Below are 24861 nucleotides of genomic sequence, written 5' to 3'. Positions count from 1 at the left end.
CATTCCGAGTTTTTCTTCCCATTTCGGATAAGATTGCGACCAGTTTTCGCTTTATTGTGCCTTCATCCAAAATTATTGCGACCACATTCGTTTTTTTTTGTGCCCACATGCGAATTTATTCGCCTACTCACATCGATGCCCACATAAAAAAGGTTCCCCAACTACGGAGAACCATTATTGAAGGTCTAAGAAGCCTTCTATATCCTTAATTATTTCATTTAATAGCCGCATGGACCGCTGTAGATTGCCAGCATCCTCTAAACTATGATCCGCCCCTTCAATAAGCTTTGATGATATATTCTTATTTTCTAAGATCTTATGAAATCGCTCCTTTACATAGTAAGGGTCGTGGTCTCCGATAAACTGCATGCCCTTATTTTTGCCGTGTGCCATAGCTTGAAACACTTCTTCCCTAGTAATTAAAGGAGTAAGCCAAATTGCTTTTGCCGATTGAAATTGCTCCCTGTGCGCTAATTCCGAAGCTAATCCAATCGTCCCCAGCGATTTCCCTGTAAGATAAAAGCTTTGGTAGACATTGCTCTCCAGCACTTCGTCTACCGTAGCTTTGACGTCAAATTTTAAAGACGAATCAAATTCTTCATTTGACAATGCTTTGTAGCTATTAGACTGATAGTTGTAGTTTATTTGAAGAACATCATAACCGCGATTAAGGAATACACGTAAGGAATAGTACAAAAGCGGCGCCTGATTGGTGTATCCCAGTCCAGGGAGCAAAATTGCCAGAGTATCTGCCGCTCTTTGTTTGAAATGAGCAATTTGAACAGGCAGCCCATTATAACCGTTAACCGTTTTGTCCAGTATTTCCAACTCATCACTCCATCCTGTCTGTTTCTTTTCATTATTATATAGTTTCTTACCCGCGTCCTCTTCTCCCTGTTTTTCTTTTCTTTGGCCACTTTACCGGCTCCACATGATCAATCATTGCGTAGAACACAGTTCCCCATTGGTATTCATCCAAGCTGCTAATTGGCTGAAATCGTTCGATCCCGGCATCCCTGGTAATATGCTTTATCTGTTTTGATGTAAATACACTTTTTAACGCTTCATGAAAAGGAAGCTTAGGGTGCTGCAATGCATAATCGGCCAATCTTTGAAACCGCTGATGATGCTTTTGGGGAACGGATGGCTGTGTCTTTTTCCGCAAGCATAAAACGGCAGAATCAACCTTCGGAGGCGGCGAAAAATTGGTTCGGGAAATGAATCGTTCAACCTTTAGATCAAACCACATTCTCCATTTTAATATCTTTGGATTCGTAATTGGGGTAGCTGTAAATCGCATGGCCGCCCCTTTTTCCATGACAATGGTGGGTTTTTTAAAAGATTTTCCCGGATGATGAAGAAGCTTCTCCATAATCGGTGTTGTAATCGCATAAGGAATAGAAGCCACAACCGAAAAGGGTTCTTTCGGAAGGTAGCATTTCAGAAAATCTTCCGCGATAATTTTCACATTCGAAGAGGGTTCTGTTTTCTGTTTAAGAATTTCTACAAATTCCTTATCATTTTCAACCGCCAAAACCTTTCCTGCTTTTTCCGCGAGAGGGAGCGTAAATGCGCCCTTCCCCGCGCCGATTTCCATTACTGTATCCTTTTTAGTGATCTGCGCTCTATTGATCACATCTTCAACAATTTTTTTGTTATGAAGCAAGTGCTGTCCGGAAAAATTAGGTCCCTCAATACATTTGCGAATTTTACGATGCCTTTTATTTTGCTTTCTCATCACTTGTTCTCCTCCTAGGATTTTTTATACAAAAAAAACACAGGCTGATCTGCCTGTGTGAGGAGTAAACGTATGAATGTTTGCCAAACAAAACCATTCCTTCTTGGCGAATTCCCACAAGAAAGGATGATTTTTCATAACGAAAAAAGAAAGCAAACGGCATAAAGAAAGCACATAACGACGTGCTCTCTTCATTGGATTTTTCTACAAGTTTGAGTTTTTAAGCATAACAAAAAGAGGGCAGATTTGTCCCTACCCTCTCATTAGCAGCTTATATGAGTTTCTTAAAATGGGCAGACGAATCCCGTTACCCCTGCACACAGGCAGAGTCTTTGTTCACTATTCAGTTAGCGGAACAAATTGAAAAACGGATTCTGAAGATTCCACACATTTTAAGCAACCCTCCGATCATTATAATTACGGAAAGTTTAGCATAGTCCGTTATGTCCCTGCAATAGGAGGTTTTCCTTATTTTTCAAATAAATGATGAAGCAGACGGTCTTTATCAAGGAAAAATTGCTTCATCATGCGATAGTGATTTGTCTCTTCCAGTGAGGTTTCGTTAACCCCCTCTTCGGTGAGCTCGAGAATTTGAGAATCAGGATAAGCCATAATAATTGGGGAGTGGGTTGCAATGATGAACTGAGAATTTTGTCCGGCAAGTTCATGAATTTTTGAGAGCATGGAAATCTGCCGAAGCGGAGAAAGTGCAGCTTCCGGCTCATCTAGAATATAAAGGCCATTGCCTCCGAACCTGTGCATAAACAACGAAAAAAACGATTCACCATGGGATTGTTCATGCAGGGAAACTCCTCCATAGGAATCGATCACACGAGGACTACCTGGTTCCCTGTCGAGTTCCTCAATATTTGAAGCAAGGTTGTAGAAAGTTTCAGCTCGGAGAAAAAAACCATCCTTCGGCCTTCTTGCACCTTTCGCGAGCCGAATATAGTCCCCAAGCTTCGAATGGGAATCAAAGGTAGAGAAATTAAAATTAAACGAGCCTCCCTCAGGATTGAATCCCAAGTTCATAGCAAGCGCTTCTAAGAAGTTTGATTTTCCCATTCCGTTTTCACCGACGATATACGTCACTTGACTGCGAAATTCTAACTTTCCCATGTCTTTAATAATCGGGAGGCAAAAGGGAAATTCGTCAAATGACAGAACCTTTTCCTTTACTAGTTCGATCGATTTCAGATAATTCCCCTTCATTTTGCGATCCCCTTTCTTATACCATCATTTCCTTCACAAAACACGCTTGTCCTCTAATCTCAATTTTCCAGGACGAGTCATTTTTTGACACGAATACTGCAACTCTTCCATCTCGATTCAACTCATGTCCTTGTTCAATGAGCAGTTCAAGAGAAGGGTTTTCTTTGATATGGCTGGCATAGTACGCGCCCATTACCCCTGAAGCTGTTCCAGTGACAGGATCCTCAATCGTTCCGGAAAATGGCGACGAAAAGTGTCTCGCATGCATATCAGCCAGTGGATCGTATGTTTCTAAGCAAAATGGATGTATCGACGCCTTTGGCATTTCCGTTAATACTCCAGGAAATACATTATTGTTCGGAACCATTCGTTCAAAAGCAGATAAATTCATGACTGGAACAAGCAAGGTCCATGCGCCTGTGCTACCGTATACGATAGGGAGCTCCGGATGAAGGTCATCTTCATGCAAACCAATAGCAACAGCCAAAGCTTTCTTCGATCCCTTAAAAGGCTTGAACTCAGGTTCCGCCTGCTGCATCGTAATCGCAAAATCATCTTCATGGCCTGCTTCTATTTTCACAGGCAAAATCCCTGCTTTTGTTTCGATCGTAAATTCATTTTTATCAGCCAACAAATTTCTCGTCTTTAATGCGTAAATGGACGCCATCGTGGCATGCCCGCATAGATTGATCTCGTGCCCCGGGGTAAAGTAACGGATTCTTACATCAGCTTTCTCTGACTGCATTGGAAAGGCAGTTTCGTTAAAGCCTACTTTTTTAGCAATCAACTGCATCTCTTCTTCGCTCAAGCCTTCTGAAAGAACAACCCCTGCAGGATTCCCCATATTCGGCTGACGGCTGAACGCATCGTAGTGGTAGACTGTTACTGGTTTCATGAATTTTCCTCCTAAAGTTGGCTAGACACAAACAACCTTCTGATCAGAAGGTTGTTATGGCTCGTTAATTATTGCCTTCAGCTGCTGACTGTTTTCCTTGCAGCAAAGCAAACTCTTCCTTCACTTTTCCCAACAATTCCTGATTTGTCAATAAATCATATGCAGTATAGGCCATGCATTTTGCCGCAAGCATTAAGCCTCCAAAGCCCATATCGCTCATCGCTGCTTCGCGGAATTCAACCGTATGGCACGCGTAAGGCTCATGGCAGATTTGAATATAAGGGTGGATTGAAGGAGCAAACTGGCTGACATTTCCCATGTCTACGGAACCGCCGCCGTCTGATTTCTCATGAATTTCCTGAGGATCGACGCCTAATTCGATCATATTTGCAGTAAAAGCTTCCGATAAGGCTTCATTCGTTTTTAGATCATCGTAAGACAGCTCGTAAAAGGATGTTTCCAATTTTGCACCCGTGGCAAGCGCCGCTGCTTTGGCACAGTTTTTCACTTTTTCCAAAAGCTCGTTCAAATAAGCTCGTTCGGTTGCGCGCACGTAAAATTGAGCCTGCGCATAATCCGGGACGACATTTGCCGCAGAACCTCCATGAGGAATCACCCCGTGTATCCGCGCAGTAGGAAGAATATGCTGTCTAAGCGCATTGATTCCGTTAAACGTTTGGATAACAGCGTCCAAAGCATTAATCCCTTCATGCGGGCTTCCTGCTGCATGAGCAGCTTTTCCGTAAAAATCAAATTGAATCGCGTCCATGGCGAGCGACGTCCCGCTTTTTTCGTGACGGCAGTACGGATGAACCATCATCGCTGCATCCAAATGGTTAAACAAGCCAAGATCTGCCATCGTCACTTTTCCACCTGTCGTTTCTTCTGCTGGAGTTCCATAGACGTAAAGTGTGCCGCCGATCTCGCTGATGACTTTACTTAGTCCGATTGCAGCTGCTACAGACATCGTCCCAATCAGGTTGTGTCCACAAGCATGGCCGATTTCAGGAAGAGCATCATATTCTGCCATAAAGCCAATGGAAGGACCAGGTTTTCCGCTGTCATATACTCCCGTAAAGGCAGTCGCCAATCCAGCAGTTCCCATTTCAACAGCAAAGCCATGTTTCTTAAGTTCCTCTGACAATTTCTTTGACGCTTTAAACTCTTCATGGCCGAGTTCAGGATTTTCTCCTATGTACTGGCTGATTCCATATAATTCGGTTCTTATTTTTTCTATTTCTTGATGAATATTATTTTTCATTTGGTCCATTTTCCGATCATCCTTCTAAATCATTTTCCAATCTATTGTATCATTTCTATGCTCTATTCAACTATAAAAAAAGAAAAATAATGAATAATTATACACATTTAACGAATATTTATTTCAAGCATTTGATATCGTTTACTTTCATATTAACCTTATGATTATCTTGTTTTTCAGACTTGACATTCATAAAAATTCCTATATCTTTATACAAGTAAACTTATAATTATTTATTTTTATCTAGATACAGCAAAGGAGAACATGTTTTGAACACCAAGAAATTCATTCTCAAATTTCCACATACGTATGCACTTATTTTTGGTATTACCATTCTTGCGGCTTTGGCCACTTACTTTGTGCCATCCGGCCAATTCGACCGGGTAGAACAGGGTGACCGCACAGTTATCGTCCAAGGCAGCTACAAAGAAATAGATGCAGAGCCCGTTCCATTTTTCAATCTGTTTCAATCCATTCCAGAGGGCATGGTACAATCTGCAGACATTATCTTCTATATTTTTCTCGTTGGCGGTGCATTTGGCATCATAAACAAAACAGGAACGATTGAAGCATCCGTTCATTTACTGGTTAATCGGTTGAAAAATAGAGGCGCTCTTTTGATTCCTATTGTTATGATTGCATTTTCAGTCGGCGGCGCCACCATTGGAATGTCTGAAGAAACCATCATTTTCATACCGATCGGTGTTGCTATTGCCCGCGCGCTCGGATATGACGCAATGACAGGTGCGGCAATGATCAGTTTAGGAGCTGCTATCGGCTTTACCGGAGGGATGCTGAATCCTTTCTCCGTTGGTATTGCTCAGTCGATTGCCGAGGTTCCGCTTTTTAGCGCAATCGGTTATCGTTTTATCATTTACTTTATCCTTCTTGGATTTGCTATATGGTATTTGATGAGGTATGCAGCAAAGGTGAAAGCTAATCCGGCTAATAGTGTTATTTCTGACATTGAAGCAGCGAATGCAGCTGCCAACAAATCCTCTATAGAAAAAGAGGAATCTTCTTTCACTTTTCGCCATGGGCTTGTTTTGTTGATCGTTACAGCCGGTTTTGCATTAAATATTTTTGGAGTCTTTCAGTGGAAATGGTTTCTCACCGAATTATCAGCTTCATTTATTATTATGGGATTTGCAGCCGGTCTTGCCGGAGGCCTCGGTGTGAATGGAATGTTTGACTCCTTCATTGATGGAATGAAAGAAGTCGTTTACGGCGCACTCATCGTTGGATTTGCACGTTCCATCGTCGTAGTGATGGAGCACGGACAAATCATAGATACGTTTATTAATAGCATGGCCGGGGCTATCAGCACGCTTCCAAACACAGTGAACGTTCTAGGAATGTACATCACACAGGTTATTATTAATACATTTATTCCATCTGGGAGCGGACAGGCTGCTACTACAATGCCTCTGATGGCTCCACTTGCCGATTTATTAGGATTTAATCGCCAAATAGCCGTGTTTGCTTATCAGTACGGAAGCGGCATTACTGATTCTATTATTCCGACCTCAGGTGTATTGATGGCGACCCTGGCGATGGCTGGAATTCCTTATGAACGATGGATCAAATTTGTATGGAAGCTGATTTTAGGCTGGCTTATCATCTCTGCAGCCGCGATCATCGTTGCAGTGCTGATTGGTATCCAATAAGATTAGCAAAATCTAAATTGACAATGCTTTGAAAAGTAAGGTATACTAAAAAGGAACAAGTGTTCGCGATTGATTGACCCCCTACTTATGCCATCCCGGTTTGGGATGGCTTTTTCTTTTTCTAGAACATCGATGAGGTTTAAAAGATGGATAGAAGGGAAGTTTAATAGTAACGCCAAAGCCATAATACAAGAGGTGATACTCAAGTGGATTTCCTTCGAGATTTCTTTTTATTCACAGGCGGAATTCTTCAAACCACGGTCCTTTTGGCACTCATCATCCTGATTATCTTTGTCAGGAGAATAAAAAGAAAAAATAAAGAACAATCGGGTTTTATAGATGATGATAAAAAACATTAACTCTAGATTAAAGTAAGCTGGCAGCGGTCCTTGCGGATTTGCTGCCAGCTTTTTTTGTCATTTCTAATAAATTGAACATCAAATTTAGATCAAATACAGTTCTAAATCCATCATATGAACATATAGCTTGAATACACGATACGACTTTCAGAATGATATTAAGTCTCGTATATTCTATCTGTTTTCAAAACAAAAATGAGGAGGTCTTGCATTGGGCCAGTTTACGACTCGTACAGTTGTTGCCATTGGTATCGGTGCTGCTCTTTACGGAATTTTAGGTCTTTGGGGGTTTTCGATTGCTCCAAACACGTACATTAAGCCTGCGATCGCTTTATTGGTAATTTTCGGAGCACTTTTTGGACCGGTTACCGGGCTTCTTGTGGGTTTAATCGGCCACACGCTGACTGATGCAATTGCAGGCTTTGGAATCTGGTGGGGCTGGGTCATTAGCTCGGGAATAACAGGCTTATTTTCTGGATTTATTATCTACAAAAAAAGCTTTAGCATAAAAGAGGGGAAATTCACCAAACCGCATTTCGGTCTCTTAATCGCTACAAGTGTAACAGGAATACTATTAGGACTTATTTTTGCCGGGTTATTTGATATTTTCATCATGGGCGAACCAGCAGATAAAATCTTTATTCAAGTTGGAGGGGCAATTCTTGCCAACCTGTTAGTCTTATTCGTTATTGCCCTCCCAGCCTTGATAGCAATTGCAAAAGTAAACAAACGAAGCACAAATTTAAAAGTCGAACAATAGTAAGGAGACCGCTTTCGAAAATGCTGCCTATGATTTCGATCAAAGAGTTTACGTTTCAATACAAAAATCTAGCCGAACCAACGCTAAAAAATATATCTCTTCAAATTTTCCCGGGAGAAAAGGTTTTGATTGCCGGCAGGAGCGGCTCAGGCAAATCTACATTAGCTCATTGCCTCAATGGGCTGATACCTTTTTCATACGAGGGGACGAGCACGGGAACATTATTCGTTCATGGAAAAGATCCAAGAGCCGGCATTTTTGATATGAGCAGCTCCATCGGAACCATTTTACAGGACCAAAATGCCCAGTTTGTCGGACTCACGGTTGGTGAAGACGTAGCATTTGCAGCTGAAAACAAGGCCACCCCTGTACCAGAAATGAAAAAGCAAGTCCAAGAAGCTCTTCTTCAAGTGGAAATGGAATCCTTCATCGATCGAAGCCCTCACGAATTATCCGGAGGACAAAAACAGCGAGTTTCACTTGCCGGCATTCTCGCAACCGATACCCCCATTCTTTTATTTGACGAGCCTCTTGCAAATCTGGATCCTTTAAGCTGCGAAAAAGCGGTTCAGTTAATCAACGACATTCACAAACAGACAAAGAAAACCATCGTTATCGTTGAGCACAGAATGGAGGACATATTAAAGCTCGGGATTGATAAACTCATTCTCCTTTCTGAAGGAAAAGTATTATTTTCAGGAAGTCCCGAGGAGGCTCTAAAAAAAGGCTTGCTGCCTAAAGCGGGGCTTCGTGAGCCATTATATTTAGAAGCTTTAAAAGAGACGTCTTACAAAATAGACGATAATACGAAGCTGTACCCGTTAGAACAACTAGATCCAGCTTTATTACATGCGCATCTGTTAAGCTGGCTGTCCGAACAAACTTCTTCTATCATAGAAAAATCGAATAAAGAGGCTATCCTTCAAGTAAAAGATGTATCCTTTACTTACAACCATGAAAGACAGGCTCTTTCTAACATTTTTTTAACTGTTTATAAAAAAGAAATTCTTGCTTTAATGGGCAACAACGGGGCTGGAAAGTCGACGTTATCTCATGTGATATGCGGATATTTGCGTCCGCAAAACGGAAGCATTTTGCTTAACGGCGAGTGCATCAACCACTTATCCATTGCTAAAAGAGGAAGACATATTGGATACGTACTTCAAAATGCAAATCATATGATAACTGAAAAGATACTTATCGATGAGGTATCTTGCAAATTGCGGCAATCGGGCCTGCCGGAGGATCAAGTTGCAGAAGCAGCCAGCATTGCCCTCAAGATCAGCGGTCTTTATGGACTTCGCAATTGGCCGATTGACTCACTAAGCTACGGCCAGAAAAAAAGGGCAGCAATCGCTTCAATATTGGTTTTAAAACCTGACATTTTAATTTTGGATGAACCGACAGCAGGCCAGGACTTTTCTCATTATCGGGAATTTATGGATTTTATTCATCTTCTTAGACAGAAAGGCATGACAATCGTTTTGATCACGCATGATATCCAGCTTGCCTTGGAATATTCAGACCGAGCCGCTCTTTTTCATAACGGTTCCATACTCGCTGTGGAGGAAACAGCCAAGCTTTTTTCGATGCCCGACTTGTTTCATCAGGCAAATCTAACAAAAAGCTCGTTATATCACTTGGCCGAATCCGCTTCGATTCCCGCTGACTCGTTTATCAAAAAATATCTTCAATCTAAAAGAAAGGAACCGCAAAATGAATACCGGTACCTTTTATATCAATCGTGACACATTTTTCCATCGTATGAACAGCGCTGTAAAACTGATCTTTTTCCTTGTGTGGTCGGCAATCGCGTTCCTGTTTCTTGACATAAGGGTGTTTTCCGTGATGCTTTTTGTTGGAATTGCCGTATTTGTGATAGCAAAAATCCCTTTAACCAAAATAAAGAGGCTCGTACTATTTGTGATTGGATTTAATTTTTTGAACTCCTTTATAATTCTATTGATTACGCCTGCCTACGGAAATGAACTGGCTGGCTCAACACACACCCTCGTTTCATTCAGCTATTGGACCATTACGTTGGAGACATTGTTTTACCTGCTGACTCTTTCATTAAAATATATGACGCTTTTGCCAGTAACGATTATGTTTATTTACACAACCCATCCGAGCCAGTTTGCAAGCAGCCTGAATAACATAGGCGTACCTTACAAAATCGCCTATTCGGTGAATATCGCGCTTCGTTATATTCCCGAAATTAAAAATGAATTTAATATGATAAAACAAGCACAGGAGGCAAAAGGAGCTGCGTTCAAAAAAGGAGAGGCGAGTCTCAAGCAAATTGCTGAAAACTATACGAAAGTAAGTTTATCCTTAGTATCCTCATCGTTAAAACGAATCGACACAGTATCAAATGCGATGGATTTACGTGGATTTGGCAGAAGCAAAAAACGAACATGGTTTTTTAGCACTCCGCTAAAAGCAGCTGACTACCTCTTTTTTATCTTTACGATTTTATTGCTGGGCACCGCCATTTTTTTAAAACTATCTATGATGAACGGCTTTTGGCATCCTTTTTTGTCTTAGAGGTTAAAAAAACACTCAGAAAAACGCTTCTGAGTGTTTTGCATTGTTACAACATATTACTATGCCTCATGAATATATGAATCAAAATCTTTCTCCGATACGATTTCTTCGATAAAATCCCCAGATTCTGCTGCAATGATTTCCTTATCGTTATCTAAAGAAGCGACATGATAGGAATCATACAACTTTATTTTCTTTTTAATCACCGAGCGAATTTCACCTAGAAGAAAATCTGTATTTTCAGGCGGAACAACGTTGTCTACAGTCGATTGAAAGCAAAGAACCGGACATGTGATTTGGTTGACTTTATTCCGTACAAGCTCCATGACTTCTAAAAGCTGATGATACGCATGGGTAGGCGTTTCTTCGTAAGTGATTTCCATTGCCGCTTTATTTTTTATATCTGGATCCTTTTCTTTCACCATGATCGTTTTATCCTGTTCCTTGAGATTAGCCATATCAGGAATATCTATTGCAGTATTCAATAAAATCAACCCTGAGACGTCCGGCTCCTCCAAAGCGAGCCGCAAAGCCAAAGTTCCCCCCATAGACTGTCCAAGCACAAATACACGCTTGCAGTTTTCCTTATCTTTCAAGTAGGAAAAACCTCTTTTCAAGTCTTTCAGCCAATCATTGTGGCTGGCATTCCGCAAATCAAGACAGTTTGTCCCGTGCCCTTTTAAACGGGTTGCATATACAGTAAATCCTTCTCGGTTCAGAGCTTCGCCTAAAAATCGCAAGCTTTGCGGCGTTCCTAAAAATCCATGGGAGAGAAGAATACCCGTATCATTTCCTTTTAAAAAAAATTCCTCTGCATTTGGTATCACTTGATATTCTTCCATTATTGTCACCCTTGCTAGTTATATTATTTCATCATCCAGTTTCACATAGCCGACAGCTCATCAGGAGCACCAAGTTCTTGTAAGATTGAAAGCAGCTGTTTGCATTCATGAATTCTCTGTTCATCCTGCTGGCTTACATTAATAAATTGGATTTCTTTATATGATAAAGACTTCTTATCCAAATTTTCCAGAAGGGAGGTTAGCATACTGAAAGGATAGATGGCGGCAGTTGTAGTGAGAAGATAGATCGTTTGTGATTTTTGAACCAAACTTTTAAATGACAGCATGTTGGGGTGGCTGTGCTGCTTGCCAAACAATACATCCGGATGAAAGTCCCACACTGATACTATGTTAACATGATTTTGCTTTGAATATAAAGGCTGCGAAAAATGACGGACTTCCGATGAATTGGGTCTAAGATCAGAAATGACTAAGACGTTTTCCATTCTAGCAACCTCCTTTGATTTTGGAGTACTATTTGTGAAACATTTTATTTCAAAGTATACCTAGTTGTCAAGTATGATTAATTTTGCAAATACCGCTTCAACTATTATCATCCTGCCCAAAAAGACTAAAAGACATGCTGAAAAAAATCATAAGAAACGCTTTATGGCTTTTGTAATTTTTATGACAAAAAGGTTTCAAATACAATCGAAAAAGGGTATTTTGGGATTTGAGCGCGAATTATGTCTATATCCGCTAACGAAGGGAGAGCTGCCGATGAAAAAACGGTTCATTAAAACAATTCTTGTAATAGGGCTGGCTGGTGTACTCTTTGGATGCCAAAGCCTCGCAGCAGGAAATAACAATGAAAGCACTACTCTAAGGCTTGCCCATAATCAAAACCTCGATCATCCAATCCATAAATCCCTAATGTATTTTGCCGAAAAAGTAAAAGAGAAAAGTAATGGAAAAATTAAAATCGAAATTTACCCTTCAGGCCAGCTTGGAACAGAACGGGAACTCATTGAACTTACTCAAACCGGGGCCATTGATTTTGCGAAAGTGAATGCAAGTGCACTGGAAAACTTCAAAAAAGAATATTCCATCTTCAGTCTCCCCTATCTCTTTAAAAATGAAGACCATTATTATAAAACCATGGACAGTGACGTAATGAAGAAAATCTATCACTCTACGAGAAGTATTGGATTTGTCGGGCTTACCAATTATGACTCCGGCACGAGGAATATCTATACGACACGTGCTCCAATTACTAAGCCTGAAGAATTGAAAGGATTAAAGCTCAGAGTACAGCCCAGCAAAACCTCAATTCGTATGATCGAATTAATGGGAGGATCTCCTACACCTATGGATTACGGAGAGGTATATACCGGATTGCAGCAAGGGGTAATTGATGGGACAGAGAACAACGAAACAGCTTTAACTGCCGGCAAGCACGGAGAAGTGGCGAAATATTATTCGTATACGGAGCACACCATTATTCCAGATGTTTTGCTGATCAGCACGAATACATGGGACAGCCTATCAAATGAAGCAAAAAAACAAATTACGGAGGCTGCGGAAGAATCAAGCCGCTATCATAGGAAAATTTGGGCGGAAGAAATCAAGCGGGCTCATGAAGCAGCAAAAAAAATGGGCGTTCAATTTAACAATCCCGATAAAGAAGCCTTTAGACAGGCGGTTATGCCACTCCATCAAGAATTTGCAAAAGATGAAAGCATGCATTATAAAGAAATCCAGCAGTTGGGAGATGAATGATGAGATCATTAAAAACACAAATGGATCGCATGATTATGTCTTTTTGCATCCTGCTTCTTATATTTATGGTCTTTGTCGGACTCTGGCAGGTCTTTACCAGATACGTTCTAGCTTCACCAAGCCCTTTTTCTGAAGAATTATTGAGATTTTCGCTCATTTGGATTTCTTTATTGGGAGGGGCATATGCCTTTGGACAGAAAAAACATATTGCCATCCTTTTTATTGTTAGAAAGTTTCCCCACGCTATCAAGAAAGCTGTAAAAATGGTCGTTGAGTGCTTTATTATCTTATTTTCTGTTGTCATCATGATCGGCGGCGGGATCCGAGCCGTCTTACTTACCATCGAACAAACCTCAGCCGCTCTGGGATTATCGATGTCCGTTGTTTATTTTGCGCTTCCATTAGCCGGCTTGGTAATAACGGGCTACAGCTTGATTCATCTCATTGAAATCTATCACGAAACGGATGAAGAAAAAGAACACGAGATTCTGATAGATTAGTCGAAAGGGGCAGAAGAATACATGGCTTTCATCGCAGGGCTGATTTTAATCCTATCATTTACAATTTTGCTTATGATCGGAGTCCCTATCGCCATTAGTATAGGGCTTGCTTCAATTGTCACAATGATGTTTATTTTTCCGTTTGATGTGTCGATCTTTACTGTCGCCCAGAAAATGATCTCAGGACTTGATAGCTTTTCCTTGCTTGCTGTCCCGTTTTTTATTTTATCCGGGCTAATTATGAATAATGGCGGCATTGCCGTTCGGCTCATCAATCTTTCCAAAGTGTTGACCGGACGACTTCCGGGATCACTCGATCACACGAACGTTATCGGTAATATCTTGTTCGGTTCGATCTCCGGCTCATCCGTTGCTTCAGCGGCAGCTATCGGAAGCATTATGACACCGATGCAATCGAAGGAAGGCTATGATCGAAAGTACTCGGCTGCTGTCAACATCGCATCCTCTTCTGCAGGGCTGTTAATACCGCCGAGCGGAACGATGATCATTTACTCCCTTGTTAGCGGAGGAACATCAATCGCTGCCCTGTTTTTAGCCGGATACCTGCCTGGAATCCTCTGGGGTCTTGCGACAATTATCGTGTCTTATATCATCGCGAAAAAGAAAAACTATCCGGTTTCAAGCGGTCTAACCGTGAAGCAAGGACTCAAAGTATTTGTTGAAGCGATTCCAAGCCTATTATTAATCGTAATTGTCATTGGCGGAATTATCGCAGGTATTTTCACAGCTACAGAAGGAGCCGCTGTCGCCGTACTATACTCCTTCATACTCTCGATGTTTTATAAAACCTTAAAGCTGAAAGACATTCCTTCAATTGTTAAAGAGTCAGTCGAACTCACTTCGATTATCATGCTGCTAATCGGAGCATCTGCCAGCCTATCTTTTGTTATGTCATTTACCGGGATTCCTGAGGCTCTCACGGAAGCTATGCTAAGTATTTCTGATAATCCCATCATTATTTTGCTGCTTATGAATGTCGTCCTTTTACTGATCGGTACATTTTTGGACATCACGCCCGCGGTCCTGATTTTTACTCCTATTTTTCTCCCGATTGTAACGGAATTTGGCATTGATCCCGTTCATTTCGGTATTATTTTAATCCTGAACCTCTGCATCGGCAATATCACACCGCCTGTGGGAGGACCGCTGTTTGTTGGATGCAGCATCGCAAATGTCGAAATGGAGGATGTCATTAAACCTCTGATGCCGTACTATTTGGCTCTCGTTGTTGTTCTATTAATCGTGACATACTTCCCACAGCTTAGCATGCTGCTGCCTGATTTGATTTTATCGAGATAAGGATTGTGTCCTTATGGAAAGTAAAAAAAGCTTGAGTTTACATTCCTCAAGCTTTTTTACTTTGTCTTAATCAATCATCCCGTTTGCTTTTCCGTATTCAATCAGTTTTTCATATGGGTCACCATCTAACCTTAAAACTGTACAAAAAGCAGGCTCAGTTTTAAACCCCTGTTTTTTAAGGTTTATCACTTTCTCTCTTATAGACGGGCATTTTTCCATTATGGCGTTTTCTATGATCATATGCAGATAAGCATACTGACGATTGGAAGGCTGCGGCTGGCCGAATAGCTCAAATTCAAACCCTTCTAATAAAAAATTGGCTTTGATCACGGGAATATTTCTAATTACAACCCTTTTAAGCTTAAAATTTTCTCTATCTCCGAATAAGGTTATCACTCTATTTTCAAATCGATTAAAATCATTCACTTCCATAATAATATCTAAATCTGAACCTTCAATATCAATTCCAATTGGCAATGTACCGCACAATATCGGATGATAATCAGATAAAGTGAACCTTCAATCAGTGGGGTTTTTTACATCCCCACTGATTGTTAGGTGAACCAATCGGGCTTTTACGGGCAGTTGATCCCCTACCTAGACTTCTTCGATGATTGAAAGCCTTGAGGTGAGGGACTTACTGCCCGTTAATGCGGGATAAAGTCTTCATAATTCCTAAATTCTTAATCACCTGATAAGCATTCCGTTGTTTTACATTCCCGGATTTCAAATATTCAACATTCCTGAACATAATAACTCCTTTTTTACAGGTATGGAATCTATCCAATTTCAATCCTGACTCCTTCCCGACCGGAACACCACCGTAAGTGGATAATTCTTTCTGCTCTATAGCTTCATCGTTCTTTTAAAAGGACTTTTTCCTGCTTCAACCGAATCATCCAGTTTGAAAGTCACCTTAAATCACTGCTTTTTCAAATACCTCTTCTAAATCTCCCAGACGCCTTGTCACTGTTTGAGCCGAAACACCGTATTTTTTTGCAATAAATGCTTTTGAGACCGGCCCAGGACTATTCGGCAACAGGTAAAGGAAATATTCCAATGCTGCTGCGTATGATTCAGGTTTGCGTATAGTCGGCATGGCGTTGAGACAATACATTTCCCAAAGAGCCAATGCTTCTGGGATTAGCTGTTTAGCAATATTGTCTTCTTTTAATTTTGACTTAATGAGTTCAGCTGTCTGAAACTCCTTGTCATTTCTCCATTCAATAGATAATGGCATAAGAGTTTCCTCTTCCTTGGAAAAAAGGATTTTCAGTACCTTGTTAAACTTTTCTTTCAAATATTTGTCCGCATGTCCTTCACTATCTAGATATGCCTTTAGATCTGAATATACCTTACTAACTAACTCCTCCGTTTTTTCCTTTGGAAATTCAATGAATTGCAAAAAGAAATCGAATTGATTGCCCATTGGCACAAGACATCCGGCAACCAGGCTCCCTTTTTCAGGAACGGAGTTCGAATATTCTGCCAGGTCGATCCTTATCTCGTCTTTTTGAATCACATCTTCAAACGAAACAACGGTTTGGTTGATCTCTTTTACCAATAATAATGAGGGGGATATATACCTCCAGGATTCCATAATCTCGTATGTACGCTTGCGAGTGATTTGCGATTCTTTCCTCTGCAAAAATTCTTCAAATATGGTATTTCCCAGCTTTGTATTCTCAAAAAAGAAATACCAAATACTCAGTATGTGATAATAGCCTTCTCTCTCATCAGTTGAAGGAATCGTATTTTTAAATCCATCTTCTTCAAAAAAACGAGTAATTTCTTTTTTATAATTTGCATGGGCAAACCGATGAAGCTCATCCTGCAGCTCATTTGCTTCTTTTACTGCGATTATACCTGGAAACTCCAGTACCTTATTCCCACAGCATTTTTTATATTTTTTCCCACTTCCGCATGGACAGGGAGCATTTCTTTTTACTTTCAAGTTAAACACCTCTTAACAAACGTTCTATCCAAAAGTATAACAAAAATCAAAAGCTTACGTACGAAGAGTTACTATTCTGAAATAATAGAAACCTATCCTTAAAAAATTTAATAAAGTCACGTACAATAGTTACTAGGAAAGGTAGAAAGTGGTGAGATCACATGAAGAAAAAATGGATAGTAATCGGGATCATCTTGGTTTTCTATCTATCGATGTTTTTTTACTCGATACAGAAAGAAAAAAATGTACAAGATCCGGCTCTCATGACGGATGTCAGCCGCCTAATGCCTGTCAAAGTAAAACAAGTGACCGATGGAAGCAGCGAAGCGACTTTGTTAGATACGATTAAAGAAGCAAAAGAGAAGAACTTAAAGGTTTCGATTGCAGGTAAGCAGCATAGCATGGGCGGCCACACATACTATAAAGATGGCATAGTGCTTGATATGACAGGCTACAACAAAATTCTCGAGATCGATAAACAGAATAAAACGATTACCGTTCAAAGCGGAGCGACTTGGAATGATATTCAGCAAGCGGTAAACCCTTACGGCCTTGCGGTAAAAGTGATGCAATCACAAAATATCTTTACGATCGGAGGCTCTCTCAGCGTAAACGCACACGGCAGAGATATCCGATACGGCTCTTTAATTGACACGGTCCGCTCCTTCCGCCTGTTAAACGCCGATGGAAAAATCATTACAGTGAACAGAGACGATGAATTGTTTTCTCTCGTACTTGGAGGATATGGGTTATTCGGAGTCATTTTAGACGTCGAGCTTGAGTTAACCGACGATGAGCTGTATGCAATGAATAGCAGAGAGCTCGATTACAAGGAATATACCGATTATTTTAAAGAGAATGTGCTGAATCGCCCTGATGTGCGCATGCATCTTGCAAGAATCTCTACAGCAAAATCCTCATTTTTAAAAGAAATGTATGTTACGGACTATGTGCTGACCGATCAATCAGCGCTCGGTAATTACAACAAGCTTAAAGAGGATGAGTTGACAGGGATAACTAAGTTTTCCCTTGGTCTGGCAAGGAATAACGATTTCGGAAAAGACGCTTTCTGGAATCTGCAAAAATCCCATTTTATTAAAGAAAGCGGGAAACAGATGACGAGAAATAACGTCATGAGATCAGAATCTAAGTTTTTGGAATATGAAAATGAAAGCAATACGGATGTACTTCAAGAGTATTTTGTGCCGGTCGATCATTTTGAAGCCTACATAGACGAGCTGAGGTCCGCTTTGTCAGCTGAAGAATTTAACCTTGTCAATATTACCATCCGTTATGTACAAAAAAACGAAAATGCTGTGCTTTCCTATGCGAAATCGGATATGTTTGCGCTCGTGCTTCTTATTAATCAAGGACTTTCACCCGCGGAACGAACCGAGACCGAAAGAATCGTCCAAAAAATGATTGACGTCACGCTGAACCATGACGGAAGCTACTACCTTCCGTACATGAACTATCCGACAAATGAGCAAATGGAAAAGGCTTATCCGCGAAAGAATGAATTTTTTAAGAAAAAGCTTCAATACGATCCTGAAGAACGATTTACTAACTATTTTTACGAGAGGTATAAATAAATGAAGCACAATGGACTGAAATGGCTCGTTCTTTCTCAGAGCGGCATATTTTTTGCAAGCAGTTTGATATTTCCGTTCTACATTCTTTTCCTTAAGAATGTAGGATCAAGCTATACTCAATTTGGTTTTTCTTACGGGCTGTTCGGAATGAGCGCAGCCCTTATCCATCCGGTTCTTGGGAAACTATCGAACCGAGTGGACAGTCGTTATTTTTTAAGCGGCCATGCATGGGGTATGGCTATACTACTTCTTTTTTATCCCCATATCGAATCGATCGGCCAGGTCTACACAATTCAAATATTGTTAGGGTTGTTTGGCTCTATGCAAAAACACGGAGAAAAAATACTTCTCGCTGATGTGACCGATGGCGCACCAAGAGGAACAAAAATAGGAAACTACCACTTTTGGACGTCTATCTTTTCAGCGGCTGCGATCATACTCGGCGGATTTTTAGCCGATTATTTCACCATCCATTTTATTTTTTACGCGAGCTCTGTTCTCTTTTTTGTTAGCGGCTGTCTGTCGCTGGGGATAGAAAAGAACACTACTGACTGACAGCCTATTAGACAGCTTAATTAATCGAGTTAACTTTACTTTTCTTAAAAGAAAAATAATAAAGGCTGAGCGGCCACCAAATCACTGAAAAAATTGGATATACTGCCCATACTGTTTCAGGTGAAGAAAAGGCGTTAACGGCAATGAAAAAAATGATTATTAGTGAACTTCCAACAATGGATAAAGCAAAAAATTTCTTATTTGTCCCAAAATATAGTCCGATCGGCCACCAAAGTACTGCGAATGCCGGATAAATAAACCAAGGGTACTGTGGAGAAAGGAATACATTCAATAAAGTATAATACAGAATAGTTATTCCGCTTCCAATCAGGGCGAACTGCATCGTTTCTGCATAGTTTCCTGAATACAAAACAATCGGCCACCAGAGCACGGGAAACATCGCATATAAAAACCAAGGATGTTCAGGCGAATACAACATATTATTTATAATAAAAAACAGAATGATTATAGTGCTGCTAAGAAGAGAAAGCAGTTTTGGCTGCTTTTTCTTCCATAAGCTCAAGCTCATTGTCAATAACAGAAGAACCAACGATGGATATAGAAACCATATGACATGAGGGCTAGTCAAATAATTTACGAACATTAAAAATGCGATCATTAATGCAGTGCCAGCGGTTGCAGCATTTAAGCGATTCTTTTCTTCCATCCTAATTCCCCCTTACTTTGTCCGCTCCCAAGCAAAAAACATCGCAAGCGGCCACCACAATACACCAAATGTAGGATAAACAAACCAAATCGTCTCAGGAGAATAGTAAAAATTAAGAAAAATGAAAAATGTAATGATCAAAGCGCTCCCCCATAGAGAAAAGCCCAAATTCAATTTTGACATATCTTTTTTTTCAGTTTTTTGCTCGATATGCTCCTTGACTCCAAGTTCTTTTTTTATGTCTTCGATGTCTCCAAATTCAACGATGGTTTTGTTAATCGCATCCTCCTCTTCCTTGTCCTGCATCATTAAATCATGAACCTTCTCCTCAAGGTTTTGCAAAATTTCCTGTTTAATCGTTTCCTTTTGTTCCCCGTCCGGAACGTCTTTAAATAATTGGTCGATATGCTTGCTTAGCTTTATCACTCTATTCCCTCCATAAACAGATCTATAATGTCTTTCGTTTCATGCCATTCTTTTACGGTTTCTTTTAAATAAGCAATGCCCAGCGTGGTGATTCGGTAATATTTTCTTTTGCCGCCATGTGAGATGCCCCCGACATAGGACTCGATTAATTCCCGCTTTTCCAGCCTCTGAAATACGGCGTAAAGAGTCGCTTCTTTAATTTGAAATCGATTGTCAGTTCGCAAACTGATTTCTTTTGATATTTCATAGCCATATTGGTCTTTTTCTAAGATTAGCCGCAGGATGATGGAATCTAAATGCCCGCGAATAATATCGCTTCTAATCATAATGCTCCTTTCCGTTCTAACATTATTCTATCTGATAGAGTAATCATAACGGATATTACTCTATCTGTCAAAGTAATTTTTGAAAAAATTGTTATTAACAAATTAAAGGACTTAGTCCATTCAAAGACTGCTGGTATATGGTAAACTAGTAGAAAAATGCCGACGAATAGTAAGGGGATGAAATGGACTTGAAAACAGTTGCGATTGACTTTGAAACTGCCAACGCGGCCAGGGACAGCGCTTGTTCCATAGGAGTTGTCGTTTACGAAGAGAAAGAAGTAGTGTTGGAGAAAGAATGGTACATTCGCCCGAAAAACAATTGGTTCCACTCCATTAATACATCAATTCACGGCATCAATGCCAATATGGTAGAAGATAAACCTACGTTTGACGAGCTTTGGCCCGAGATCAGTCCCCTCTTAGAAAACTCATTTGTCATCGCCCATAATGCGAGCTTTGATTTTAGTGTACTGCGAAAAACATTGGATACATACAACCTGGAGTACCCTGAGCTTGAGTACTCCTGCACGATGCAAATGGCACGCAGGTTTTGGACAGATTTATACAATCACAGACTCTCAACCATAGCGGAAATACTAGAATTTTCGTTCCAGCATCACAATGCGCTCGAGGATGCAAAGGCGGCGATGCTTATTTTCCAGCACATCAGCAAAACAATTAGCGCGGTAAATCATGATGAGGTGTTAAACCATCTTTCCTTGAAGAAAGGGCTTTTGTATGCAGGAGGGTATAAATCTTCTTCAGCGCCGAAAACAACTAAGCGGCTCAAGCCCAGATCACAGACAAATTATCGCTTGTTTTAAAAAAAATAATGATGAAAAGAAAATCAGACTATATAGGGATGAGGGAACATCACAGCCAATACAGGGGGTTTCCACAAACGGATCATTATTCGAAAGAAAGGTGCAATCGCAAGTTATTTTAAGGAGTAATCTGTGCAATTACTCCTCCTTAGTATCTGATCACTTAACAACCTCAACTTAATTTAAATCAATCCGATCGATCTTCCGAATCGCCCCTGCAACAATACCAAGGGCAATTATTGCTAGGCTAAGTGGTATATAAATGATATTCGCTAATGAGAAACCCGAAGAACTCGAACTTGTTACTAAAACGACTAATAGCGATGAACCAATCGTTGCTGGCGCTGAATATTTTCTCAACCCGAAGTATAATGGTACGAGTGCTGCACCTGCAGATGCCAAACTAAACATCAATATGCGAATGATCTCCGCAAAAAAATCATTTATCGTTAAACGCATTACAGAAGTTAAATGAAAAATTTGATTCAAGCCCATAAATCCAGTAATCACCACTATATTAGAGATTACTAGTGTAATAAATGTCATTGAGAAGATAAGAATTAATTTTGCACTCAAGATTTTTTTTTCGATTGATCGGATACGAAAACATGACAAGCATCGTTCGATTCTTAAACTCATCAATAATCATTTTTGAAATGAGTACTGCGGCAAATACAATAAACACACTTCTCACAAAAGCCCCGCTTATCGTAAAAAAATCTGTAAAGTTTTTGAATGTCTGCTCCCCTTCACTCATTTCAATTGCCGGAATCATGCATAAAAAGCCAAGGATAATTATATTTGCAAGAATAGCACCCTTTATGAACCATCCTAATTTATTCTTTTTTAACTCAAGTTTTATTAAATGAAACAAACTGATATACCCTCCCGTAACTGATCATTTATTCTAATGAAAATTCTTCTTTTACGCCAAGACTTAAATCACAATCTGATCGAGTTCAACTTTTTTTATAAAATACTCTTCTAAGGTTGTCCTTTTCTTATCAATAGATTCTATTTTGATATCTTCTAATATTAATGTCTTTGAAATGGTCGATTGAGGTACTTCTGTGGCATACACGCGAATGACTTGATCACCTGCTACCTTAAAGTTATTAATACCTAATTTATCATGCAGAACCATAGCTGCTTTTCTCAGATCACTTGTCACTAATTCAATGTACTCTGTATTTCTCGCCTTTATCGTATCCATAGACGCTTCTTCAATCAGTTTGCCGCTTTTAATGACGCCAATTGTGTCTGCGATCTGCTCAATTTCACCAATAATGTGGCTGGAAATTAATATCGTCATTCCATACTCTTGATTTAGCTCTTTGAATAGCTTTCTCATAGCCTTAATTCCAGCTGGGTCCAGTCCGTTAATAGGCTCATCTAGAATCAAGAATTCTGGTTTTGTGATGATCGCTCTTGCGACACAAAGACGCTGTCTCATCCTAAGTGAAAAGTCCTTAGGCCGCTTATTTTCTACATTTTCCAGACCTACCCGATCCAAAGCGTCTCGAATCGCCTGTTTGTTATGATATCCCATGTACGCACAATGAAGCTCTAAATTTTCTAGTGCGGTCATTTTTTCATAAAAAATAGGATATTCAATCATATTGCCTATTCTCTTTAAAAAATCGAATGAATCGTGTTTTAATAGCGTCCCAAAGACAGTAATCTCACCATGTGAAGGTTTAATCATATTTGTCAGCATCTTCATGATCGTTGACTTACCCGCACCATTCGGTCCAATAAACCCGTAAATTTCACCTTGTTTAATATTCATCGTTACGTTAGATACAGCATCATGTCCTTGGAATGTTTTTGTTAGATTTCTTGTCTGTACAACATAATCCATGATGGCCCTCCTCGTTTTCTAATTGTCTTTATTCTACCTGGAGATACTTGCTTATTTCTGTCATAATTCTTACGAAAATCTTAAGAAATAAGCGAGCTACTTATTAAGACGCTTTAATGAAAATGTAAATGACGTTTTTTCAAATGACTTCGATTGTACTGAAATTTCTCCTTGCATCTCTTCAATCAGCTTTTTTGTAATAGTTAAACCTAAACCGCTGCCTTGGAATGCTTTGTTTCTTGACTCTTCAAGCGTGAACATCCGTTCAAATACACGTTCCTGCTCGGTTTCATTAATCCCTTTTCCCTTGTCAAAGATTTCAACATAGACAAGAGTTTCATCACAAAATACTTTTAAACCGATCATCTTACCATCTGCACCATAGCGAAGACCATTTGAAATCAGGTTACTTAATACTCGGTTTAATGCCTCCTCATTGCCAAGTGCAAAAATAGGTTTCTCTGGAATCTCGATAACAGCTTCCAGACCTTTTGTTTGGATCCATTCATAGAACAATAAAATGTTATTTTTACAGATCTCAGTTAAATTAACTTTTTCTAGCGGAATATCTTTATCTCCAGACTCTAGCTTGGCCAAGTCGAAAAATGTATTCATTAACGTAATGAGTTCTATTGTTTTAGTATGTACTTGTTCCAGCAAACGCGCTCTTTCTTGTTCAATAATTTGAGGTTGGTTCTGAAGAATTTCAACATAGCCTGCGATCACGGTAAGCGGTGTTTTCAGATCATGAGAAACGTTTGCCAACATCCGTTTCATCGAGGCTTCCATTTTTTTATACTGACGTTCTTTTTCTTGATGATGACCTGCGAGTTGATTTAACAGATCAAGCATGTCGATAAGTTGCCTATCAGCAGTTACGACGAGAATTTTCTGACTTGATTGTGAGGTTTTCATCTGTTCAAGTTTATCTTTTATATAAGTAATATCCCTATCTCTTGCCTTCTTTGATTGATATTGATAGATATTCCAGAAAAGAAGAGCTATAATGACACAGCTTAATATAGTGATCATTTAAAATTCTCCCAGCTTGTACCCAATCCCCCATAGTGTCTTAATATAAGCAGGTTTGGATGTGGTATCTTCAATTTTTTCTCTCAGACGGCTTATGTGCACGTTAATAATATTTTCATCACTATAGTAATCATCGCTCCAGACGGAACGATAAATCTGTTCTTTTGTAAAAACCTTTTTCTGATTTTCAAAAAACAGACAGAGAATCTTCCATTCCTTTGATGTTAAGTTGATCTCAACGCCGTTCTTTATCACACGATGATTCTCTGTATCCAGTTCTATCTCATGTACTTTAATGACTGATTTTCTTACCAGCGTATCACTTTCTATGTACTGTGTAGATCTTCTTATGGCCGCTTTCACTCTTGCTGCCAGTTCAATCATCGAAAATGGTTTTGTGATGTAGTCATCTGCACCAAACCCAAGACCGAGCGCTTTATCCACTTCACTTTCTTTAGCTGACATAATAATGACCGGGATGTAGCTTTTTGCTCTCACCATTTGAAGCAGATCTAAGCCATATAACTTTGGCAACATTAAATCGAGCAATACTAAATCATATTGTTCGCGCATAAAGACTCTTGCTGCTTCCTCGCCATCAAAAACACATACAACGTTAAAACCCTCATTACTTAAATACTTTTTTACCATATTACTAATCGACGGATCGTCTTCAACAAGCAAAATCGTTTTCTGCACCTGAAAATAGCACCTCTCATGAAAAACTAATATAAATACTTACGTTTTGAAAAAATACCTCTTAAAAATACCATATTTTAAGAGATGTTTTACCAACAATATTTT

The 24861-nt window shown here is 39.8% G+C and carries 27 protein-coding genes and 1 pseudogene; 11 read left to right on the top strand and 17 right to left on the bottom strand.

Annotated features, from left to right (window positions below):
• Positions 1–174: 174 nt before the first annotated feature.
• The 5 genes from JOC74_RS15345 to JOC74_RS15325 form a co-directional block, all read right to left on the bottom strand.
• Positions 175–828, bottom strand: a complete 654-nt coding sequence (locus tag JOC74_RS15345) for an alpha/beta family hydrolase (protein ID WP_053605517.1) — start codon at positions 826–828, stop codon at positions 175–177.
• Positions 829–874: 46 nt separating this feature from the next.
• Positions 875–1738 carry a 23S ribosomal RNA methyltransferase Erm gene (erm, locus tag JOC74_RS15340; RefSeq protein WP_211086208.1) on the bottom strand — a complete coding sequence of 288 codons (864 nt, stop codon included), beginning with the start codon at positions 1736–1738 and terminating at the stop codon, positions 875–877.
• Positions 1739–2206: 468 nt separating this feature from the next.
• Positions 2207–2950, bottom strand: coding sequence for an AAA family ATPase (locus JOC74_RS15335; RefSeq protein ID WP_053605515.1), 744 nt, complete (start codon positions 2948–2950; stop codon positions 2207–2209).
• Positions 2951–2966: 16 nt separating this feature from the next.
• Positions 2967–3845: a PhzF family phenazine biosynthesis isomerase gene (locus JOC74_RS15330; RefSeq protein ID WP_211086207.1), complete on the bottom strand. Its 879-nt coding sequence runs from the start codon at positions 3843–3845 to the stop codon at positions 2967–2969.
• A gap of 64 nt (positions 3846–3909) precedes the next feature.
• On the bottom strand, positions 3910–5106 hold the full coding sequence (locus JOC74_RS15325) for a M20 family metallopeptidase (protein ID WP_053606204.1): 1197 nt from the start codon (positions 5104–5106) through the stop codon (positions 3910–3912).
• A gap of 269 nt (positions 5107–5375) precedes the next feature.
• Here JOC74_RS15325 and JOC74_RS15320 point away from each other — a divergent pair, with 269 nt between their 5' ends.
• The 5 genes from JOC74_RS15320 (at position 5376) to JOC74_RS15305 (ending at position 10439) form a co-directional block, all read left to right on the top strand.
• Positions 5376–6773, top strand: coding sequence for a YfcC family protein (locus tag JOC74_RS15320; protein WP_053605513.1), 1398 nt, complete (start codon positions 5376–5378; stop codon positions 6771–6773).
• 206 nt (positions 6774–6979) lie between these two features.
• Positions 6980–7132: a hypothetical protein gene (locus JOC74_RS24170; RefSeq protein ID WP_098945270.1), complete on the top strand. Its 153-nt coding sequence runs from the start codon at positions 6980–6982 to the stop codon at positions 7130–7132.
• A gap of 211 nt (positions 7133–7343) precedes the next feature.
• Complete coding sequence (locus JOC74_RS15315; RefSeq protein WP_053605512.1) at positions 7344–7892, top strand: ECF-type riboflavin transporter substrate-binding protein; 549 nt, start codon at positions 7344–7346, stop codon at positions 7890–7892.
• 20 nt (positions 7893–7912) lie between these two features.
• Entirely contained in the window at positions 7913–9640 is a 1728-nt protein-coding gene (locus tag JOC74_RS15310; protein ID WP_053605511.1) for an ABC transporter ATP-binding protein, read from the top strand.
• The gene (locus tag JOC74_RS15305; RefSeq protein WP_053605510.1) at positions 9609–10439 is read left to right on the top strand and encodes an energy-coupling factor transporter transmembrane component T family protein; all 831 of its coding nucleotides are present in this window, start codon (positions 9609–9611) and stop codon (positions 10437–10439) included. The genes JOC74_RS15310 and JOC74_RS15305 overlap by 32 nt, the downstream gene beginning before the upstream one ends.
• Positions 10440–10498: 59 nt before the next feature.
• Here the strand turns inward: JOC74_RS15305 and JOC74_RS15300 are convergent, their stop codons facing one another.
• Together JOC74_RS15300 and JOC74_RS15295 are read right to left on the bottom strand one after the other, a co-directional pair.
• A complete protein-coding gene (locus JOC74_RS15300; protein WP_053605509.1) occupies positions 10499–11281 on the bottom strand; it encodes an alpha/beta hydrolase in 783 nt (260 codons plus the stop codon).
• A gap of 41 nt (positions 11282–11322) precedes the next feature.
• Positions 11323–11727, bottom strand: coding sequence for a hypothetical protein (locus tag JOC74_RS15295; protein WP_053605508.1), 405 nt, complete (start codon positions 11725–11727; stop codon positions 11323–11325).
• A 274-nt stretch (positions 11728–12001) separates the two neighbouring features.
• On the opposite strand from JOC74_RS15295, the gene JOC74_RS15290 reads away from it, so the two are divergent.
• Genes JOC74_RS15290 through JOC74_RS15280 form a run of 3 tightly spaced genes read left to right on the top strand, consistent with a single transcriptional unit; the run spans position 12002 to position 14820 of the window.
• The gene (locus tag JOC74_RS15290) at positions 12002–13000 is read left to right on the top strand and encodes a TRAP transporter substrate-binding protein (protein WP_053606203.1); all 999 of its coding nucleotides are present in this window, start codon (positions 12002–12004) and stop codon (positions 12998–13000) included.
• Positions 13000–13500, top strand: a complete 501-nt coding sequence (locus JOC74_RS15285) for a TRAP transporter small permease (RefSeq protein ID WP_053605507.1) — start codon at positions 13000–13002, stop codon at positions 13498–13500. The genes JOC74_RS15290 and JOC74_RS15285 overlap by 1 nt, the downstream gene beginning before the upstream one ends.
• A 21-nt stretch (positions 13501–13521) precedes the next feature.
• On the top strand, positions 13522–14820 hold the full coding sequence (locus JOC74_RS15280; RefSeq protein ID WP_053605506.1) for a TRAP transporter large permease: 1299 nt from the start codon (positions 13522–13524) through the stop codon (positions 14818–14820).
• A gap of 66 nt (positions 14821–14886) precedes the next feature.
• On the opposite strand, the pseudogene JOC74_RS15275 reads toward JOC74_RS15280, so the two are convergent.
• Both JOC74_RS15275 and JOC74_RS15270 read right to left on the bottom strand, forming a co-directional pair.
• A pseudogene (locus JOC74_RS15275) lies at positions 14887–15318 on the bottom strand (DUF4269 domain-containing protein); the annotation flags it as partial.
• A gap of 418 nt (positions 15319–15736) precedes the next feature.
• On the bottom strand, positions 15737–16774 hold the full coding sequence (locus JOC74_RS15270; RefSeq protein ID WP_211086206.1) for an SEC-C metal-binding domain-containing protein: 1038 nt from the start codon (positions 16772–16774) through the stop codon (positions 15737–15739).
• Between the two features lie 161 nt (positions 16775–16935).
• Here JOC74_RS15270 and JOC74_RS15265 point away from each other — a divergent pair, with 161 nt between their 5' ends.
• Together JOC74_RS15265 and JOC74_RS15260 are read left to right on the top strand one after the other, a co-directional pair.
• Positions 16936–18366, top strand: coding sequence for an FAD-binding oxidoreductase (locus tag JOC74_RS15265; RefSeq protein ID WP_053605503.1), 1431 nt, complete (start codon positions 16936–16938; stop codon positions 18364–18366).
• Positions 18367–18921: an MFS transporter gene (locus tag JOC74_RS15260; RefSeq protein WP_053605502.1), complete on the top strand. Its 555-nt coding sequence runs from the start codon at positions 18367–18369 to the stop codon at positions 18919–18921.
• Between the two features lie 16 nt (positions 18922–18937).
• Here JOC74_RS15260 and JOC74_RS15255 read toward each other — a convergent pair whose 3' ends face one another.
• The 3 genes from JOC74_RS15255 to JOC74_RS15245 are packed head-to-tail and all read right to left on the bottom strand — an operon-like array spanning position 18938 to position 20340.
• Positions 18938–19588, bottom strand: coding sequence for a hypothetical protein (locus JOC74_RS15255; RefSeq protein WP_053605501.1), 651 nt, complete (start codon positions 19586–19588; stop codon positions 18938–18940).
• A 12-nt stretch (positions 19589–19600) separates the two neighbouring features.
• Entirely contained in the window at positions 19601–20014 is a 414-nt protein-coding gene (locus JOC74_RS15250; protein ID WP_053605500.1) for a permease prefix domain 1-containing protein, read from the bottom strand.
• Positions 20011–20340, bottom strand: a complete 330-nt coding sequence (locus JOC74_RS15245; RefSeq protein ID WP_053605499.1) for a PadR family transcriptional regulator — start codon at positions 20338–20340, stop codon at positions 20011–20013. Before JOC74_RS15245 ends, JOC74_RS15250 begins: the two co-directional genes overlap by 4 nt.
• Positions 20341–20522: 182 nt before the next feature.
• Here JOC74_RS15245 and JOC74_RS15240 point away from each other — a divergent pair, with 182 nt between their 5' ends.
• Positions 20523–21164 carry a 3'-5' exonuclease gene (locus JOC74_RS15240; protein WP_098945269.1) on the top strand — a complete coding sequence of 214 codons (642 nt, stop codon included), beginning with the start codon at positions 20523–20525 and terminating at the stop codon, positions 21162–21164.
• A 177-nt stretch (positions 21165–21341) separates the two neighbouring features.
• Here JOC74_RS15240 and JOC74_RS15235 read toward each other — a convergent pair whose 3' ends face one another.
• The 5 genes from JOC74_RS15235 to JOC74_RS15215 all read right to left on the bottom strand — a co-directional run bounded on the left by JOC74_RS15235 (position 21342) and on the right by JOC74_RS15215 (position 24756).
• Positions 21342–21659, bottom strand: coding sequence for a hypothetical protein (locus JOC74_RS15235; protein ID WP_211086205.1), 318 nt, complete (start codon positions 21657–21659; stop codon positions 21342–21344).
• A 22-nt stretch (positions 21660–21681) separates the two neighbouring features.
• Positions 21682–22038 (bottom strand): ABC transporter permease, encoded by a 357-nt coding sequence (locus tag JOC74_RS15230; protein ID WP_053605497.1) that lies wholly within the window; start codon positions 22036–22038, stop codon positions 21682–21684.
• 63 nt (positions 22039–22101) lie between these two features.
• Complete coding sequence (locus JOC74_RS15225) at positions 22102–23025, bottom strand: ATP-binding cassette domain-containing protein (protein WP_211086204.1); 924 nt, start codon at positions 23023–23025, stop codon at positions 22102–22104.
• 96 nt (positions 23026–23121) lie between these two features.
• Positions 23122–24057: a sensor histidine kinase gene (locus JOC74_RS15220; RefSeq protein ID WP_053605495.1), complete on the bottom strand. Its 936-nt coding sequence runs from the start codon at positions 24055–24057 to the stop codon at positions 23122–23124.
• Positions 24058–24756 (bottom strand): response regulator transcription factor, encoded by a 699-nt coding sequence (locus JOC74_RS15215; protein ID WP_312883829.1) that lies wholly within the window; start codon positions 24754–24756, stop codon positions 24058–24060.
• Between the last annotated feature and the right edge of the window lie 105 nt (positions 24757–24861).

It is taken from the genome of Bacillus capparidis (genome assembly GCF_017832095.1).
GTDB lineage: Bacteria > Bacillota > Bacilli > Bacillales > Bacillaceae > Bacillus > Bacillus gobiensis.
This window is presented reverse-complemented; position numbering and strand designations above follow the sequence as displayed.

Bases quoted from the DNA above. Each gene is read 5' to 3' on its own strand.
- erm (WP_211086208.1), bottom strand. From the start codon at position 1,738: ATGAGAAAGCAAAATAAAAGGCATCGTAAAATTCGCAAATGTATTGAG.
- JOC74_RS15335 (WP_053605515.1), bottom strand. From the start codon at position 2,950: ATGAAGGGGAATTATCTGAAATCGATCGAACTAGTAAAGGAAAAGGTT.
- JOC74_RS15330 (WP_211086207.1), bottom strand. From the start codon at position 3,845: ATGAAACCAGTAACAGTCTACCACTACGATGCGTTCAGCCGTCAGCCG.
- JOC74_RS15325 (WP_053606204.1), bottom strand. From the start codon at position 5,106: ATGAAAAATAATATTCATCAAGAAATAGAAAAAATAAGAACCGAATTA.
- JOC74_RS15310 (WP_053605511.1), top strand. From the start codon at position 7,913: ATGCTGCCTATGATTTCGATCAAAGAGTTTACGTTTCAATACAAAAAT.
- JOC74_RS15305 (WP_053605510.1), top strand. From the start codon at position 9,609: ATGAATACCGGTACCTTTTATATCAATCGTGACACATTTTTCCATCGT.
- JOC74_RS15300 (WP_053605509.1), bottom strand. From the start codon at position 11,281: ATGGAAGAATATCAAGTGATACCAAATGCAGAGGAATTTTTTTTAAAA.
- JOC74_RS15295 (WP_053605508.1), bottom strand. From the start codon at position 11,727: ATGGAAAACGTCTTAGTCATTTCTGATCTTAGACCCAATTCATCGGAA.
- JOC74_RS15290 (WP_053606203.1), top strand. From the start codon at position 12,002: ATGAAAAAACGGTTCATTAAAACAATTCTTGTAATAGGGCTGGCTGGT.
- JOC74_RS15285 (WP_053605507.1), top strand. From the start codon at position 13,000: ATGAGATCATTAAAAACACAAATGGATCGCATGATTATGTCTTTTTGC.
- JOC74_RS15280 (WP_053605506.1), top strand. From the start codon at position 13,522: ATGGCTTTCATCGCAGGGCTGATTTTAATCCTATCATTTACAATTTTG.
- JOC74_RS15265 (WP_053605503.1), top strand. From the start codon at position 16,936: ATGAAGAAAAAATGGATAGTAATCGGGATCATCTTGGTTTTCTATCTA.
- JOC74_RS15260 (WP_053605502.1), top strand. From the start codon at position 18,367: ATGAAGCACAATGGACTGAAATGGCTCGTTCTTTCTCAGAGCGGCATA.
- JOC74_RS15255 (WP_053605501.1), bottom strand. From the start codon at position 19,588: ATGGAAGAAAAGAATCGCTTAAATGCTGCAACCGCTGGCACTGCATTA.
- JOC74_RS15245 (WP_053605499.1), bottom strand. From the start codon at position 20,340: ATGATTAGAAGCGATATTATTCGCGGGCATTTAGATTCCATCATCCTG.
- JOC74_RS15240 (WP_098945269.1), top strand. From the start codon at position 20,523: ATGGACTTGAAAACAGTTGCGATTGACTTTGAAACTGCCAACGCGGCC.
- JOC74_RS15235 (WP_211086205.1), bottom strand. From the start codon at position 21,659: ATGGGCTTGAATCAAATTTTTCATTTAACTTCTGTAATGCGTTTAACG.
- JOC74_RS15225 (WP_211086204.1), bottom strand. From the start codon at position 23,025: ATGGATTATGTTGTACAGACAAGAAATCTAACAAAAACATTCCAAGGA.
- JOC74_RS15220 (WP_053605495.1), bottom strand. From the start codon at position 24,057: ATGATCACTATATTAAGCTGTGTCATTATAGCTCTTCTTTTCTGGAAT.